Genomic DNA, 16,037 nt, shown 5'->3' on the forward strand with positions numbered 1-16,037 from the left:
CTTCCTCAGGCACTCACATCCGTCTCCGGATCTCGGGTATGCGCGCGTGCGGGTTCCAACAGGCCGGCTTTGGCTGGCCTCTCAGCCGCACGCCGTCAGGCGCCACACGGTGGCCGTCCCGCCGGAGTCGACCCGCTCGAACCCGGCGGACGTGTCAAGGAAGCGCAGGCCGTTCGTGCGCCGGTTCGTCTTGACGCCGTCGGTGCCGAGCGCGGTGTCGTTGTAGACGTGGGTGACGCCGAGGCGGCGCACCGCCTCGCACACACGCGGGTCGGTGTGCAACGCGTTGAAGGAGTGCTCCAGGAACTTCGCGTCCGCGCCGCGGACGGAGGCGAGCTGCGGGTAGACCACGTCCACCCCGGCGAGCGCCGGCAGGTACGCCGAGCCGTTGAACGGGTCACCCAGGACAAGGGCGTCGGGGGGCAGCTCGGCGCCGATCCGGTCCATCAGTTCGAGCTCCGGGCCGGAGAGCATCGTGCCCCAGGCGATCTGGCCGGGCTCGTACACGGACGCCGTGATGCGTTCCTTGAGGTCCCACCGCATCCCCGACGTGGCCACCGCCACCACCGCGAGGAGCACCACCGGCAGGGCGAGGCCGGCTCCGGCCCTGGGTGATCGCGATCGGGCGGGGAGCCGCCGCGCCAGCGCGCCCGCGAGCGCCGTCAGCCCGATCGCCCCGAGCACGACGGCGGGGATCACAGCGAGGGGGGCGATCCGGGCGGCCTGGGTGTACCAGAAGCCCGTGAGCCCGCGCACCGGGTTCTGAGGCGGGCCGGCCGCCAGGAGCACCAGGAGGACGGTGCTCAGCCAGGCCAGCACGAGCCAGCGCCCGTGTCGCCGACGCAGGCACACGCCGGCCCCGAGGAGCGTGAGGGCGGTGACCACGAGGTTCCCGGCCCCCTGGGGGCCGTAGTCGAAGACCATCGGCGCGTCGAGGATGATCCTGCCGAGCGCCGGCCAGTAGGTCGACGCGCCGGAACGCTCGTAGTTGAGGGTCGTCTGCAGCGAGGGCAGGCGGAGCGCGATCGTGACGACCGCCACGATGAGCGCGATCACGCCGATGACGCTGACGGCGACCACCCGGGGGCGCCCGACGACCCACCACTGCCGCGCCTGCCGCACCAGGACGACGACCACCACCGGGCCGGCCAGCACCAGCAGCGAGAACACGCCGCTGCCGTGGGACAGCACCACCCCGCCCGCGGCGACCGCCAGCGCCAGGACCGCCGCAAGCTTGGTCCGCCACAGCCACCTGCTCCGCAGCGCGACGAGCAGGACCCCGAGGGCGCCGGGGAGCACGGCCACCGAGAGGCCGAAGGGCCACGGGGCCAGCACGGTCAGCACCACCGCCGGGAAGGCGACGAAGGAGGCGGCCAGCACGGGCGCCACGAGGGCGGCGGCCAGCCCGGGCGCCGCCACCCGCGTGAGCGCGGCGAGCCCGAGCGGCCACACCACGGCGGAGATCACGAGGTTCTGGATGTTCGCGGCCGCGGCGACGTCACCGAGGCCGGGCGCGACGGCGGCGACGGCGTGCCAGACGACCGGGTAGTACGGGCTGGTGCCGCCGCCGTACAGCGGGGCCAGCGCGCCGAACGATGAGGCGTTGCCGGTCTCCCGGACCACGGCGACGCCGTTGAGGTGGAAGAGGGCGTCCCACGCCTGCTCGGGCCGGTCCGGGGCGCCCATGCCGGCCAGCATCGGCCCGGCCAGCAGTACCGCGGCGACGGCGAGCGAGAGGCCCAGGGCCCACCGGCCGCGCCGGCCCAGGGGCGCGGGCACCGCCAGCCCCGGCCTCAGCGGTGTGCGCCGGCCGGCACCCACCCCGAGCAGCGCGCCGACGCCGACGGCCGCCAGGATCGCGACCGCGGCACCGGCGAGCAGGCTGGCGAGGGTCCACGGGACCCCGACCGACCCGTACAGCACGCCGAGCGCCCCGACCAGCCCCGCGGTCGCGGCCGGCCCGGCGCCCAGGCCGACGATCCCGCGGACCCCCAGGGTGCGCAGCACCGCCCAGCCGGGCAGCACCCACAGCGCCGCGAGCGCCATGGCACCCGGCGCCGCCGCCCACCAGCTCACCGGCCGGGCCCCGCGAGCCGGGAGGTGTGGCTCAGGCCCCGCCGCCGACGGTCAGGCGCGGCGTGCCGTTCCACAGCGCCGGGTCGGTGACGCGGCGGCCGTCGAAGAGCAACCGCACGCCCGGCAGGTCCGACGGCGACAGCGTGGCGTACTCCGGGTGGTCGGCCTGGACGATCGCGAGGTCCGCGGGCTCGCCCAGGTGGTACGGCTCCCACCCGAAGCCGGCGAGCTCGTCGTCGGTGTACATCGGGTCCTGCACCGCCACCTCGGCCCCGCGCTCCCGCAGGGCGTCGACGGTCGCGAAGACCCCGGAGAACGCCGTCTCCTTCACCTTCCCACGGTAGGAGGCGCCGAGGACGACGGCGCGCAGCCCGCTCAGGTCCCCGAGGACCTCCGCCGCCCGCTCGACGACGTACTCGGGCATGGCCGCATTGGACTGCCGGGCGGTGCGCACGATCGTGGCGTCCGGGTCGGTGGACAGGTACAGGCGCGGATAGACCGGAATGCAGTGCCCGCCCACGGCGATGCCGGGGCGGTGGATGTGGGAGTACGGCTGGGAGTTGCAGGCCTCGATGACCTTGTAGACGTCGATGCCGGCCTTGTCCGCGAAGAGCGCGTACTGGTTGGCCAGGCCGATGTTGACGTCGCGGTAGGTGGTCTCGGCGAGCTTGGCCATCTCCGCGGCCTCGGCCGATCCCATGTCCCACACGCCGTTGGGGCGGGGCAGGTCGTCGCGCTGGTCGAAATTGAGCACCGACTCGTAGAACTCGATCGCCCGGGCGGTGCCGGCGTCGGACAGCCCGCCGACGAGCTTGGGGTAGCGGCGCAGGTCCGCGAAGACGCGCCCGGTGAGCACGCGCTCCGGGGAGAAGGCGAGGTGGAAGTCCTCCCCCTCCGTCAGCCCGGAGAGCTCCTCGATGAGCGGCTTCCACCGGTTGCGGGTGGTGCCCACGGGCAGGGTGGTCTCGTAGGAGATGAGGGTGCCCGGCGTGAGGTGCTCGGCGAGCGAGCGCGTCGCGGCGTCCATCCAGGCGAAGTCGGGCTCCCAGGTCTCGTCGTCGACGAACAGCGGGACCACCAGCACGACGGCGTCCGCGCCGGGGATCGCCTCGGCGTACTCCGTCGTCGCGCGGAGCTTCCCCGCGGGGACGAGCTCGCTGAGCTTCTCCTGCAGGTGGTCCTCGCCGGGGAACGGCTCGACGCCGGCGTTGACCTGGTCGACGACTGATCGCTGGACGTCGACGCCGATCACCTCGTGCCCGGCGTCGGCGAACTGGACAGCCAGGGGTAGTCCGATCTTCCCCAGGGCGACGACGGCGATACGCATGAAGCTCCTCAATAGGTTCGTTGGCGCCGCGGCACCGGCGCGGCACGGCTGTCAGCATAATCATCGGCGCCGGGCCGCCCGGATGACTGGGACCCCAGCCCCGGCCGCCTGAACTACTGCCGCCTCCGAACGCGAACCAATCGCGAGCCCGGGCGGTACGTTTCCGTCACGACGCTCACAGCGGAGACCGGGGCATGGGGGCCGACATGCGGAAGACACCCTTGGCAGTGCTCGGCGCGGTGGCCGTCGTCGTCGCCCTGGCCACCGGTGCCGGCGCGGGCACGACCTCCACGCGCCTCGCCGGGCACGACAGGTACGGCACGGCCGTGGCCATCTCGCGGTATGCCTACGAGCCGCGGTACACCGGGGAGCCCGTCACCGTCACCGTCACGTCCGGCGCCGACTTCGTGGACGCCCGCGCCGCGGGGACCGCGGCCTCCCACTTCGGCGGCCCGCTCGTCCTCGTCCCCACGGACGGGACGCTCCCGGCGACCGTCGCCGCCGAGCTGAAGCGGCTCCACCCCGCCATGGTCGTCATCGCCGGCGGCGCCCTGACCGTGAGCGGCCGGATCGAGAGCCAGCTCAAGCACTTCGGCTGGGGCACCGTGTACCGGCCGGCCGGGCAGGACCGGTATCAGACCGCGGCCTACCTCGCGGGTCTGGCCGGCGGCCTCAACACCACCGTGTTCATCGCCACGGGCGAGGCGACCCCGGACGCGCTCGGGGGCACGGCGGCCGCCGGGCGGCTGGGCGGCTCGCTCCTGCTCACCGGCCGGGACATAGTGCCCGACGCCACCGCCCGCGCACTCGCGCGCAACAGGCCGGCGAAGGTCGTCGTCCTGGGCGGGGAGACCAGCGTGAGCCCGGCCGTGTTCGAGCAGATCAAGAGGCTGACTCCGAGCGCGTCCGTGGAGCGGTGGGCCGGCGGGGACCGGTACGAGACCGCCGCCGTGATCTCGAAGCGCACCTATCCACGGGGCGCCGGCACCGTGTACCTCGCCTCCGGGAGCTCGTACGCGGACGCGTACGCGGGCGCCCCGGCGGCCGCCGCCAACGGCGCGCCGCTGCTCCTGACCACCCCGAACTGCGTGCCGGCGTCGACCGCGGCGGAGATCACGCGCCTCGGCGCACGCACCGTGGTCGTCCTGGGCGGCCTCCAGGTGGTCAGCGCCGAGGCGGCCAACCTCGCGGGGTGCTAGACGCGGGGTGCGGGTCATGCTCCGCAGCGCAGGAGGGCGCCCACCGGCCGTCACATCGGCCGGCGGACACCCTCCATGCGTGGAGCTCAGACCCCGGCGAGCGCCGGCTCCCGCAGGGTCACGCCGCGTTCCTGCGCGTTGCCGAGCCGCTGCTGCGTGGCACGGGAGTAGACGTGGACGTGCTCGCGCTCGCACCAGGCCGTGAACCGCTCCCCCACGGCGGGGACCTCGTCGCCCGCCAGGAGGATGGCGAAGGCCTCGTGCGAGGGCAGCTGCACGTGGACGATGCGCTCCCGCCCGGTCGGCTCGATGAGGACCACCCTGCCGGTGAGTCGCCACACCTCCTCGGAGTGGGACCTCCCCTCGCCGGCGTGGAGCCGCTCGGGCCGGACGCCGAGGGTGATCGGTTCCTCCTCGCCGCCGAAGTGCGTCCCGAACTCCGAGGCCCGCGTCTCGTCGTCCACCTGGAAGAGGTTCATCGGGGGCGTGCCGACGAACCCGGCGACGAACAGGGTCTCCGGCCGGCGGTAGAGCTCGTCGGGGGTGCCGAGCTGCTCGATGCGTCCCTTGTTGATGACCGCGATCCGCGAGGCCATCGCCATGGCGTCGGACTGGTCATGGGTGACGTTGATGCCCGTGGCGCCCACCGACTGGAGCAGGCTCGCGATCTCCACCCGGAGCGCGGCGTGCAGCTGGGCGTCCAGCCCGGACAGGGGCTCGTCGAGCAGGACGATCCCGCTGCGGCGGGCCAGGGCCCGCGCCAGCGCGATGCGCTGGCGCTGACCGCCGGACATCTGCCGGGGCTTGCGGTCGAGCAGGTGCTCGACCTGCATCCGGGTGGCGATGTCCGTGGCGCGCGCGTCAGCGTCGGGCCTGCTGAGCTTCTTGCCGTGCCGGAGCCCCAGGGTGATGTTCTCCCGCGAGGTCAGGTGCGGGTAGAGGGCGTAGCTCTGGAAGACGATGGCGACGTCGCGCTGCTCGGGCGGAATGTCGTTCTGCCGCTCGCCGCCGAACCGGATCTCGCCGGCGTCGACCGGCTCGAGGCCGGCGATCACCCGCAGGAGCGTGGACTTGCCCGACCCGGAGGGGCCGAGGATCGCGACGTTCTCGCCGTCCTGGACGTGCAGGGTGATGTCGTCCAACGCGGTCACGGCGCCGAAGCGCTTGGTGACACCGGTGATCTCGACGGACGTCATCAGTTGCCGCCCACGATCCGGTCGATCGCGGCGACGGCCTCGTCGACGACGGCCTTGGTCTCGGCGCCGGCCTGCAGCTGCTCGACCATGTACAGGAGCGCGTCGTTGACCTGGGCGGTGTGCGAGCCGTCGAAGCCGCCCCACGGGGTGAGCTCCGTCTCGAACGTCCAGGCGAACGTCATCTGGGGGTTCGCCTCCGGGGAGGCGAGCAGCTCGTCGCGCGCCACGGTGTCCACCGGGATGTAGCTGCGCTGGGTGCCCGAGGCCAGCATCACGGCCTCCGGGGAGAGCAGCTCGCCGACGAGCTCGCTGGCGAAGGCCGCCCGGCAGGCGTCCTCGGACAGGACGATCCAGCCGTTGCCGCCGGCCGGGAGGGCGCGGCCCTGCTCGCCGTCGACGCTCGGGAGCTGGATCGGCATCCACCCGAACCCGTCGCCGATGCCCTCGTTGATGGCGGCGATGTTGGAGGTGGTGATCATCGCGACGCCGAGCGTGCCGGTGGAGAAGGCCGAGACAGCGTCAGCGGTGCCCGGCAGGCCCGCCTCGAGCCCGCGCCGGGCCAGCTCGGACCAGATGTCCAGGGCCGCGACGCCGGTCGCGTCCCCGAACGCCGCGGTGCCGTCCTCGTTCACGAGCGTGCCGCCGGAGTTCTGGATGAGGCCCTGGGAGAACCACTCGGGCAGGCCCTGGGGCGGGATGGACACGGACGGCTGCCCGGTGTGGTCGGTGACCTTCTGGGCGACCTCGAGCAGGTCGTCGTAGGTCTTGATGTCCCCCGCCTTGCCCGCGCCGGCCGCGTCGAGCAGGTCCTGGTTCACGGCCATGACCGGGGCGGAGATCTGGGAGGGGGCGAGGTACACCTCGCCGTCGATCGTCCCGGCGCCGAGGAACTGCGTCTGGTACGTCTCCGGCAGCACGCTCGTGTCGAGCACGGCGGGGTCGTACTCGGCGACCCAGAACGGGAGCTGGCCCAGCCCGGTCATGATGAGGTCGGGGCGGTTGCCCACCGCGATGTCGGCGACGATCTGCTGGGTGAGCTCCGGGTAGGCGGTGGAGGCGATCGGCTCGCCCTCGACCTCGAGGCCGGGGTGCGCCTCCTCGAGGTTGGCGATCGCCAGCTCCATCGGCTCGGCCGCGAGCACGTTGTAGGCGACGTCGAGGGTGGTGCCGGCGGGCTCGCACTGGCTGACGTCGGCGGCCGTGGCCACCGCGGCGGCGTCGGCCGACTCGCCGCTCGCGGAGGAGCAGGCGGCGAGGGTGAGGGCCACGGCGGTGGCCATGGCGCCGACGAGGGCGTGGCGGATGCGGGGGCTGGACATGGTGGTGCTCCTGACTCGTTGATGTGGAGGGGAAGGGAGAAGGGGGTCAGCCCGTGACCTCGGTGCCGCTCATGCCCTGGACGAACTGCTTCTGGGCGATGAGGAAGAGCAGCACGATGGGCAGCGTGACGATCGCGGCGCCCGCCGCGAGGGCGGCGTAGTCGAAGCCCGTCGCCGCGTCCTGGAAGATCGCCAGGGCCAGGGGCGGGGTGGCGAGGTCGGGGCTGCGTGCGACGAGCAGCGGCCACATGTAGTCGTTCCAGTGGACGAAAATCGAGTACACGCTGAACGCCGCGATCCCGGGCCTCGCCATCGGGATGGCCACGCTGAACAGCGTCCGGACGGGCCCGAGGCCGTCCATCTCGGCGGCCTCCATGAGCGGGGTCGGGATCGCCATCATCTGCTGGCGGATCATGAAGATGCCCAGCACCGAGGTGGAGAACGGCAGCACCAGCGCGGCGAGCGTGTCGGCCAGCCCGACCTGGTTGAGCCCGATGAACAGCGGGATCATCGTCACCTGGCTGGGCACGAGCAGGCACACCAGCACGAAGGCGAAGACCTTGCCGGTCCAGGCCCGCTTGGCCTTGGCCAGCACGAAGGCGGCCGGCACGCACGTGACCAGCTGCAGCGCGAGGATGAGCAGGCAGACGACCAGGCCGACGCCCATGGCGTGCCCGATGTTCCCGTCGGCCCACGCCCGGCCATACGCCTCGAGGGACGGGTTCTGCGGGAGGAGGGAGAGCCCGTCGAAGAAGATCTCGTCCGCGGGCGCGATCGAGGTCCGCAGCATCCAGTAGAAGGGGAACATCGCGAGGACGAGCGCCAGGGTCACGAAGACCCAGCGGGCGGGACGGCGGATCCGGGTCACTTGTCCTCACCCCCGGCGAGGGCCCGGCGCTGCCAGACACCGACGAGCAGGAGGGCCACGAGGAGCAGGAAGGACAGCGCGGAGGAGGCACCGAGGTCGAAGTACTCGAAGCCGTAGCGCCAGGTGAGGGTCTGGATGAGCTCGGAGGAGTACTGGGGCCCGCCGTCGGTCATCACCCGCACGGTGTCGAAGGCCTGGACGGACTGCAGGATCGCCATGACCGCCGCGAAGACGATGGAGGGCCGCATGGCCGGCAGGGTGATCTTCGTCAGCTTCGTCCAGCCCCTGATGCCCTCCATGCGGGTGGCCTCGTTCATGGTGCCCGGGATGGTGGCCAGGCCCGCGAAGAAGATCATCATCGTGAAGGACGCGGTCCGCCAGATCCCGACCAGCGCGACGGTCAGCAGCGACGTGTCCGTGCTGCCGAGCCAGTTGATGGGCGCGATCCCGGCCAGGCCGACCACCTGGTTGGCGAACCCGCCGCGGAAGTCGAAGATCCACCTGAAGGTCACGGCCATGGCCACGAGGTTCGCCGTCATCGGCAGGAACAGGAGGGTGCGCACGAGCGCCTTGCCGCGGGTCAGGGCGTTGGCCGCGAGCGCCATCGCCAGGCCCAGCGCCAGGCTCGGGAGGATCGTGAGCACCGAGTAGACGAGCGTGTTGAGGATGGCCCGGCGGGCGGTGGCATCGGTGACGATGCCGGCGTAGTTCTCCAGCCCGACGAACTCCCACGCGCCGCCGGTGAGCGGGATGCGGAAGAAGCTGCCGACGAAGGACAGGACGGCCGGGAGCAGGACGAAGGTGAGGGCCAGCACGACGGCGGGCAGCACCATCAGCACCGGCGCCCGCCGGCCCCGCCGGGGTGGCGCCACCGTGCCGTCCTGCGGCGGTCGGCCCTCGCGGCGCTCCTCCCCCCTCGTGCGCGCGGGTGCGGTCAGCGTGGTCATGCGAGCTCTCCCTTGCTGATGGTGAAGACGCCGCCGTCGACGCCCACGCCGACGACGGCGTCCCCGGCGTCGGTGAGCGGCGCGGCGACGGGCACGCCGACGTCGACCTGGTGCACGAGGTCGCCGCCGAGGGAGAACACGCGCACGGCGCCGTCGAGGCCGGGGAGCACGAGACGCTCGTCGAGGAGCAGCGGCGGCGCGAGCACGGTGCCGCCCCGCTTCGAGTAGGGCTGCAGGGGGAACGGCGCCGCCGGAGCCACCTCGATGTCCCAGATCGTGCGGCCGTCGTCGCCGTCGAGCAGGCGCAGGCCGCGGCCGCCCACGGTGACGACGATCCCGGCCTCGGTGACGACCGGGGTCGCCGGGCTGAAGCTGCCCTCGTGGTCGGCGACCCAGGTCAGGCGGCCCGACCCTGCAGACAGGCACATCGTGGTGGAGTACCCCGGCAGCAGCACCGAGCTGGTGGCCTCGTCGAACGCCGCGGTGCCCATAACGAGCAGCCGCTTGGCCTCGGTGAAGTCGGCGGCCGAGGCCGCGGCGGCCATAAGCCACCGGTTCCCGCCGGTCGCCAGGCTCAGGCCGTGGGGGTACTCCGGGCTCGGCCAGTAGCCGACCGCGACGAGGTCTCCCACGACCAGCGGCGCCGAGTGGTTGACGAGGTTGTGGTGCGGGGCGAGGTTGGTGCGGCGCCACAGCACCCGTCCGGTGGACGCGTCGATCCGGCGGAGGTCCGCCTGGTCGCCGACGACGACGCTCCCGGCGGCGGCCGTGGGCGCGCCCCAGGCGAAGCGGCGCAGGGGGTCCGAGGAGGGGCAGCGCCAGACCTCCTCGCCGCCGTCCGCCCGGTAGGCGGCGACGTCACCGGTGACCTCGGCCGCGATGACCAGGCCGCCGACGACGGCGGGGGCCACCTTGACCGCCGCGGGCGTGGTGGCGGTCCAGAGGACCTCGCCGGTCCCGGCGTCGAGGGCCTGGAGCGCGCCCCGGGGCGCGTCCTCGACCTGCGAGCCGACGAAGATCCGGCCGCCGTCGACGACGGCGCCCTGGCGGTGCCCCGCGCCGGTGAGGAAGGTGCGCCACCGCACCGCCGGGGCCGTGGCGGCGTGGGGCGTCGGGGCGATGGTTGCCTTGTCCAGGACCCTGTCGAGCCCGTCGTCGGCCGGCGCGTGGAACGCGACCGTGTCGAGGGTGAACCGCTCGCCGTCCCAGGTGACCCGGCGCCACGACGGCGGGGAGTAGTCCAGCCCGAAGAGCGCGGGCGGGGTGTTGACGTGGAGTGTGCCGCCCACCTCGACCACGCGCGAGGTGTGCCAGTGCCCGGAGAAGGTGGCCACGGGCGGGCGGGGCGCCTGGGAGAGCACGTAGCTGCCGGGCTGGTCGTGGAAGAGCAGCGCCCACGGGGTGTCCTCGGGCACGAGCGCGAGATCGTTGCGCAGCCAGGCCTCCTGCGCGGCGTCGTCGAGGCCGAGCTCGTGCGTGTGCCAGTCCATCGCCACGACGTGGAGCCCGGGGATGTCGAAGCTGTACCAGCGCGGGCCGAGGTAGCGCTCGTAGGCCGCCGGGTCGCCGGTGTTGGTGAGGTAGTTGTGGGCGGTGACGACCGAGACGTGCTTACCGTCCATGTGGTCGTGGTTGCCCGGGATGGTGTGCACCGGAAGGGGGCTGTCCCCGAGCACCCCGAGTAGCGCCTCGTACTCGTCGGCCAGTCCGTGGTCCACGAGGTCGCCGGTGAGGAACACGGCCTGGACGCCCGGCGCGGTGCGCGGGAGGTCGCCGAGGAACGCGGCGAGCTCGGACGGGAGACCGCCCTCCGGGTAGAGGGCGTGCTCGCTGCGCTGGCTGCCGGCGGCCATGCCGCCCGGGACGCTCAGGTGGGTGTCGCTGAGATGCACGAACTCGAACGGCAGGCTCTGCGGGGACTCCACGAGCGCGAACTCGAGCGGCCCGTGCCCGGCGGGGTACCACCAGCGTTCGGCGGTGAGGCCTTCCGGCCGGGTGATGAAGACGAACAGTCCCTGGTCAGGGAGCCGGAACGAGCCGTCGTCGGCGGTGCTGACGACGTCGTGCCCGTTGGAGACCAGCACGCCGGGCACACCTCGGCGGTCCGGTCCGCGAACGATTCCGTACATGTCACTCACTTCGTTGCTGGAAGGAGGTGGGAGGAGCGGTTAGAAGCGGTGCTCGGCCAGGACGTCCGAGGTCAGCTGCAGGCGCAGGTCCGTGTCGGGAACGCGCCCTTTGAGGATCGTGACGAGGGCGTCGAGGACGGTGAGGTGGACGAGCCGGCTCGTCATCGCCTCGACGCGCACCTTCGTCTCGGCGCTGCCGGCCACGATGGCGTGGTCGGCGATCTCCGTCAGCGGCGAGGCGCTGAAGCTCGTGATGGCGAAGACCTGGGCGCCCGCCGCCTTGGCCGTGCGGGCCGCCGCCAACGTCTCGAAGGTGGATCCGGTGTGGCTGACGGCGAAGAAGACGTCCCGCTCGCCGAGCATGCGGGCGGCGACGTGCTGGGCGTGGACGTCGCCGACGAACGTGGCGTCGAGCCCGAGGGTGGTGAACCGGTAGGCCGCGTCGGCCGCGATGGGCGCCGAGGTGCCGACCGCGCCGAAGGCGATGCGGCGGGCGCCGAGCAGCCCGTCGACGAGCGCGTTGACGGAGGGGGGATCGAGCAGTGAGGCCGCGCGGTCGAGGGCGGCGGCGGCGTCACGCAGCACGCCGACGGCCACCCGGTGGGCGTCGCCCGACTCGTCGGCGCCGGCATCCACCCGCCCCGGGACGTGGGCCAGTGCGACGCCGGTCTTCAGGTCCTGGAACCCCCGCAGGCCGACGCTCGTGCACATGCGGACGACGCTCGCCGCCGAGGACCCGGCCCGCCCCGCCAGCTGGGTGACGGACATGTCGATCACCGCGATGGGGTCCTCGAGGAACACGTCCGCGACGCGCCGCTCGGCGGGCGAGAAGGACGGCAGGTGCGCCCGGATCAGCTCGGGGACGTCCGTCCCGCTGCGCTCGTGGGTGTTCACGTCAGGGACGCTAGGGAGCGGGCATGAACGTCATCCGCCCCCGGGGTGAACGATGAAAGAACGTTTCACACCGGGCGCGTTCATGAACGTGCGTTTCACTGAGCGCTCGCTCGCACACACCATGGGGGTCCTCAGAATGCTCAGTCCCGCACGCTCTCTCGTCCTGGTGGACTGGAACGGCACGGTCATGTCCGACCTGGGACGGGCGGTCGGCGCCATCAACGCCGCCACCGCGCCGTTCGGTGTGCGGGCACTCGACCGCGCCGAGTTCCAGGACTCGTTCACGCTGCCCATGAGGACGTGGCTCCTCGACCTGGGGATCGCCCACGAGCACGTCGGCCGGGTGGAGGCCGACTGGAACAGCGGCATGCAGGCACCCGCCCCTCTCCGGTCGGGCGTGCGCGAGACGCTCGCGACGCTGCGCGGGCAGGGCATCGTCACCGGGGTGGTCACCGCGGCCAACGAGGCGGCGCTGCGCTACGACCTGCGGCACCACCACCTCGACGGCGCCTTCGACCACGTGCACACCTCGGTGCGGGACAAGGCGGCCCGCCTCACCGAGCTCCGGGCACTCGGCGAGCGGGCGTTCTACCTGGGAGACACGGCCTACGACATCGAATCGGCACGCGCCGCGGGGTACGTGGCCGTCGGCGTGAGCGAGGGATACCAGCGGCCGGATGTCCTCGCCGCGGCCGGCGCCGACCACCACATCGACGGCTTCGGTGACCTCCTAGAGATCCTGGACCTCGCGCCGGTTCCGGCGGCCTGACGGCTGGAAGTCGCCCCTCAGTCGGCCGGAAGGCTCGGCAGCCGGATCAGGCGCGTGTGCGGGTTGAGCTGGTTCACCGCCGAGGCGAAGATCGGGCCGAGCTCGCTGCCGGTGCCCGCGCAGAAGAAGAAGTCACCGTCGCCGTTCTCCGTGGCCCGCTTGGTCGCGTTGCCGCAGTCGTTCTGGGCCTTGCTGGGGCCGCCGTTGGGGTCGGGCGACGCGGCGGCGGCGAGGACCTCGCGCACGGGCGTGCCCCCGCAGCTCGCGGTGAGTGCGTCGCCGAACGCCACCGTGATGATGAGCACCCCAGCCGACTTCGTCTTGGTCGCGACCGTCGTGAAGTTGGTGCACGCCGCGCCGACGTTCGAGTTCCCGATGTCACCCGCCACGCTCAGATCGGTGGACCCCGGGATGGTGTCTTCGTTCGGCTGACCGTCGGTCTCGAAGATGATCGCCTTGCGGACCTCACCGACCCGCGGCGGAAGCGTCCCGGAGTTGTTGCCGAGCAGGTACTGCGCCGAGGCCTTGAGCGGCGAGGCGAGATACGTACCGGTGCTTGACGAGCTGAGGCAGGTCAGCTCCTTGACGAGGGTGCTGCCGGTGTTGAGGGACGGTGCATCCGCTGGACCGACGGTGTAGTCGCTCGAGAACGGGACCGGGATCCACGGGCCCGTGGTGTTCGAGGTGCTGGGTGTGGTGAGGCAGGCGCCGCCCGTCCGGCTCCGGCCGATCGTGCCCAGTGCGACGTACTGCTGCTCACGGGTCATGGTCTGCAGCGTGCCCTTGATGGCGCTGACCATAAGGTTGCGATCGGCCGTCGACATGCTTCCTGTGCGGTCGGCGACCACCACGACGTCCATCGGGTTCGGCGCCAGCGCGCCGCACGATCCCTTGCACGCGGTGGAGGTCAAGTCCCCGGTCGAGCCCGTGTCGATCCCGATGACCGGCGCGAAGGAGAAGGCGACCTCCTTGTCATCCTGGACCCTCATGGTGTTGCAGCTGTTGCCGGCGACGGCGGGGCACGGAATCGCGCAGATCGACTCGTTGCATCGGGCGCCGGCGGTCGTGCCGGGGTTGCACACGCCGGGGACCTGACCCGGCCGCACGCTCGGGGCCGCGCCGGGGCCGGTGGCGGCGACGACGCACCAGAATTCGGTCGTCGGCGCCGCTTCCGGGTCGTTCGCCTTGGCAAACTTCAGGGCGGTCGCCGTGGCCACGTCAAAGTCTCCCGGGAGCGCGTACGCGCCCGCCTGGGCGGCGGCGTCCAGCGCGTTGCTGAGGTTCTGGCGCTGGTGGGTCAGCATGCTGATGTCGATGGCCAGCGCGGCCGCCGCGAAGAGCACGGGGACGAGGAGCGCCACGATGACGGCGACGGCGCCGCGCTCGCGTGGGCCCGTGCGGCCCGTCGCGGGCCGGCTCACTCGATCCTCATCTCGCTGGACCTGACGATCGTCGCGCCGTTGCCGAAGCCCAGCGGAGTCAGCCACGTGTGCGCGTAGTTGACCTTGACGACGGCCGTGTCGCCGGGTTTCGCGGCGGCGTAGGACGCGCACGCGGCGCCGCCGGGCGTCTTGCAGGACTCCACGACGGACGTTGCAGGCAGCGCACCGCCCGGCAGGTCGCTCATCGCGTCACGGACCACTGTGGCGATCTCGGCGGACGAAGCCCCTAGGCTCGCGGCCCGCACGCCCTCACGGGTGGCGTTGCCGACGACCGACGCGGCATTGATGTAGAGACCGAAGTCGATGATCCCGAAGACAAGAACAATCAAGATCGGCGCAATCAGGGCAAACTCGACCGCCGAGGCCCCGCGCTGCGACCTTGACCTCACTGTGGCACGCACGTCGCAACGCCTTCTTTCCGTAAATGCTGGTCCGATTGCGCCGAACGTTAGAGCGACCATCTGGAGATGTCAAGGAAAACTTGTCGGTCAGGAAATCTTGCGGCCTTGGTAAGTAGTACGCGCATCAAGCCCTTAGGGCGCCCGTGCAGGGACTTCAGAGAGGCGTCGGCCGTGTGGGCGGCGTGCCGGCCTGCCCGGGTGCACGCAGACCCGCGTCGATCTGGTCGAAGGCGGCGTCGATGAGGTCCGCCAGCCCGGCCGGCGCCGCATCACCCCGCGCCCACAGCCGCATCGACGCACTCACGGCGGACACCGCGGCCGCGGCCGCCAGTGAGGGGTAGATGTCCCAGGCGGGGTCGGTGCCGGTGCGGGCGGCGACTGCGTCCCGCACCGCCGCCTCGAGCGCGTCGTAGCGAGCGACCCAGTAGGGGCGCAGGCTCGGGTGCTCCTGCTCGAGCCGGATCTTCTCAACCTCGAGGCGCAGCTGGTTCGGGGGCCGGGAGCGGGCGAAGTCCACGAAGACGTGCCGAAGCGCCACCATCGTCGGCTCGGCGTCCGGCCGCGCGGCGAGCTGCTCGACGACGCTCTCGAGGTCGTGCGTGCCCGCGGCGGCGACGGCCTCCTCCTTGCACGAGAAGTAGTTCGAGACCGTCCGCGGCGAGACGAACGCGAGGTCGGCGATCTCGTCGATGGTGACGTTGGTGAGTCCTCGGTCCATCGAGAGCGCGAGTGCAGCCTCGGCGATCGACTCCCGGGTGAGGTGCTTCTTCCGCTCTCTCAGGCCCATCTTCTTCGCTGTGGCCATCCGGTCACGATAGGAGGGGGTCGCCGCGGCCATGAGGTTTCCGTCCGGGCAAAGAGCCCGCGGCATCTTGCTGGGCGACGGTCCGCCGCTCCGCGTCCGCCCGCAGCAAGCGCCGCAGGCGAAGGGGTGACCTGCGGCCGTCGACCGTATCACCGCGAGATCACCCGGCCATGGCGCGATTAACTCGCCTGACAGCGTTGAGACACGTCACGACGACATCCATGTAATTCACCCTTCGCCTTCCGTTTCTCACCCTCCCTCACCCTCTGGGTGAAATTGTTTCCCAGAAAAGTTCCTCCTTGTGAAGCGATGCCGAAGCCGCAAACTTCTGACACGTTTCGACCCATCACCGGCTCATACCGAATCGGGAAACCTGCGACCGGATCAGATCCGGGAGCGCCCTCAGAGAGGAACCACCATGAACCGCGCAGCCGCCTACCTCGTCACCCTGTTCACCGTCGTCGGCAACCGCTTCGAGGACCGCAAGGAGCGCGGCGCCACCGCCGTCGAGTACGGCCTGATGGTCGGGCTCATCGCGGTCGCGATCATCGTCGCCGTGACCGCCCTGGGTACCCGGCTCTCCGGCCTCTTCACCAACATCAGCACCCGGCTCCCGCTCGGCGCCGCCTGACCGTGATCTGCCCGGATCGCCCGGCGCAGCGGTC

Annotated in this window: 14 protein-coding genes; 3 read left to right on the plus strand and 11 right to left on the minus strand. The window is 72.1% G+C overall.

Going from position 1 to position 16,037, the window contains the following annotated elements; translation table 11 throughout:
- Positions 1-81: 81 nt before the first annotated feature.
- Both EJK16_RS11560 and EJK16_RS11565 read right to left on the minus strand, forming a co-directional pair.
- On the minus strand, positions 82-2,076 hold the full coding sequence (locus tag EJK16_RS11560) for a DUF6541 family protein (protein WP_127129454.1): 1,995 nt from the start codon (positions 2,074-2,076) through the stop codon (positions 82-84).
- Positions 2,077-2,107: 31 nt separating this feature from the next.
- Positions 2,108-3,403 carry a nucleotide sugar dehydrogenase gene (locus EJK16_RS11565; protein ID WP_127129456.1) on the minus strand — a complete coding sequence of 432 codons (1,296 nt, stop codon included), beginning with the start codon at positions 3,401-3,403 and terminating at the stop codon, positions 2,108-2,110.
- A gap of 206 nt (positions 3,404-3,609) precedes the next feature.
- Here EJK16_RS11565 and EJK16_RS11570 point away from each other — a divergent pair, with 206 nt between their 5' ends.
- A complete protein-coding gene (locus EJK16_RS11570; RefSeq protein ID WP_164737312.1) occupies positions 3,610-4,602 on the plus strand; it encodes a cell wall-binding repeat-containing protein in 993 nt (330 codons plus the stop codon).
- 86 nt (positions 4,603-4,688) lie between these two features.
- Here the strand turns inward: EJK16_RS11570 and EJK16_RS11575 are convergent, their stop codons facing one another.
- From EJK16_RS11575 to EJK16_RS11600, 6 genes are all read right to left on the minus strand, one after another.
- Positions 4,689-5,798: an ABC transporter ATP-binding protein gene (locus tag EJK16_RS11575; RefSeq protein ID WP_127129460.1), complete on the minus strand. Its 1,110-nt coding sequence runs from the start codon at positions 5,796-5,798 to the stop codon at positions 4,689-4,691.
- Positions 5,798-7,117, minus strand: coding sequence for an extracellular solute-binding protein (locus EJK16_RS11580; RefSeq protein WP_127129462.1), 1,320 nt, complete (start codon positions 7,115-7,117; stop codon positions 5,798-5,800). Before EJK16_RS11580 ends, EJK16_RS11575 begins: the two co-directional genes overlap by 1 nt.
- A gap of 46 nt (positions 7,118-7,163) precedes the next feature.
- Entirely contained in the window at positions 7,164-7,985 is an 822-nt protein-coding gene (locus EJK16_RS11585; RefSeq protein ID WP_240645981.1) for a carbohydrate ABC transporter permease, read from the minus strand.
- A complete protein-coding gene (locus EJK16_RS11590) occupies positions 7,982-8,932 on the minus strand; it encodes a carbohydrate ABC transporter permease (RefSeq protein WP_127129464.1) in 951 nt (316 codons plus the stop codon). The genes EJK16_RS11585 and EJK16_RS11590 overlap by 4 nt, the downstream gene beginning before the upstream one ends.
- Positions 8,929-11,016 (minus strand): PQQ-binding-like beta-propeller repeat protein, encoded by a 2,088-nt coding sequence (locus EJK16_RS11595; protein ID WP_164737313.1) that lies wholly within the window; start codon positions 11,014-11,016, stop codon positions 8,929-8,931. The genes EJK16_RS11590 and EJK16_RS11595 overlap by 4 nt, the downstream gene beginning before the upstream one ends.
- Positions 11,017-11,100: 84 nt before the next feature.
- Entirely contained in the window at positions 11,101-11,955 is an 855-nt protein-coding gene (locus EJK16_RS11600) for a MurR/RpiR family transcriptional regulator (protein WP_205739728.1), read from the minus strand.
- A gap of 136 nt (positions 11,956-12,091) precedes the next feature.
- Between EJK16_RS11600 and EJK16_RS11605 the strand changes: the two genes are divergently transcribed.
- Entirely contained in the window at positions 12,092-12,724 is a 633-nt protein-coding gene (locus EJK16_RS11605; RefSeq protein ID WP_164737314.1) for an HAD family hydrolase, read from the plus strand.
- Between the two features lie 17 nt (positions 12,725-12,741).
- Here the strand turns inward: EJK16_RS11605 and EJK16_RS11610 are convergent, their stop codons facing one another.
- From EJK16_RS11610 to EJK16_RS11620, 3 genes are all read right to left on the minus strand, one after another.
- Positions 12,742-14,145 (minus strand): pilus assembly protein TadG-related protein, encoded by a 1,404-nt coding sequence (locus EJK16_RS11610; RefSeq protein WP_127129471.1) that lies wholly within the window; start codon positions 14,143-14,145, stop codon positions 12,742-12,744.
- Positions 14,142-14,627 carry a TadE/TadG family type IV pilus assembly protein gene (locus tag EJK16_RS11615; RefSeq protein WP_127129473.1) on the minus strand — a complete coding sequence of 162 codons (486 nt, stop codon included), beginning with the start codon at positions 14,625-14,627 and terminating at the stop codon, positions 14,142-14,144. Before EJK16_RS11615 ends, EJK16_RS11610 begins: the two co-directional genes overlap by 4 nt.
- A gap of 94 nt (positions 14,628-14,721) precedes the next feature.
- Positions 14,722-15,372, minus strand: a complete 651-nt coding sequence (locus tag EJK16_RS11620; RefSeq protein WP_164737315.1) for a TetR/AcrR family transcriptional regulator — start codon at positions 15,370-15,372, stop codon at positions 14,722-14,724.
- A 418-nt stretch (positions 15,373-15,790) separates the two neighbouring features.
- On the opposite strand from EJK16_RS11620, the gene EJK16_RS11625 reads away from it, so the two are divergent.
- Complete coding sequence (locus EJK16_RS11625) at positions 15,791-16,003, plus strand: Flp family type IVb pilin (protein WP_205739729.1); 213 nt, start codon at positions 15,791-15,793, stop codon at positions 16,001-16,003.
- Positions 16,004-16,037: the final 34 nt, after the last annotated feature.

This window comes from Georgenia sp. SYP-B2076 (genome assembly GCF_003991205.1).
Classification (GTDB): Bacteria; Actinomycetota; Actinomycetes; order Actinomycetales; family Actinomycetaceae; genus Georgenia.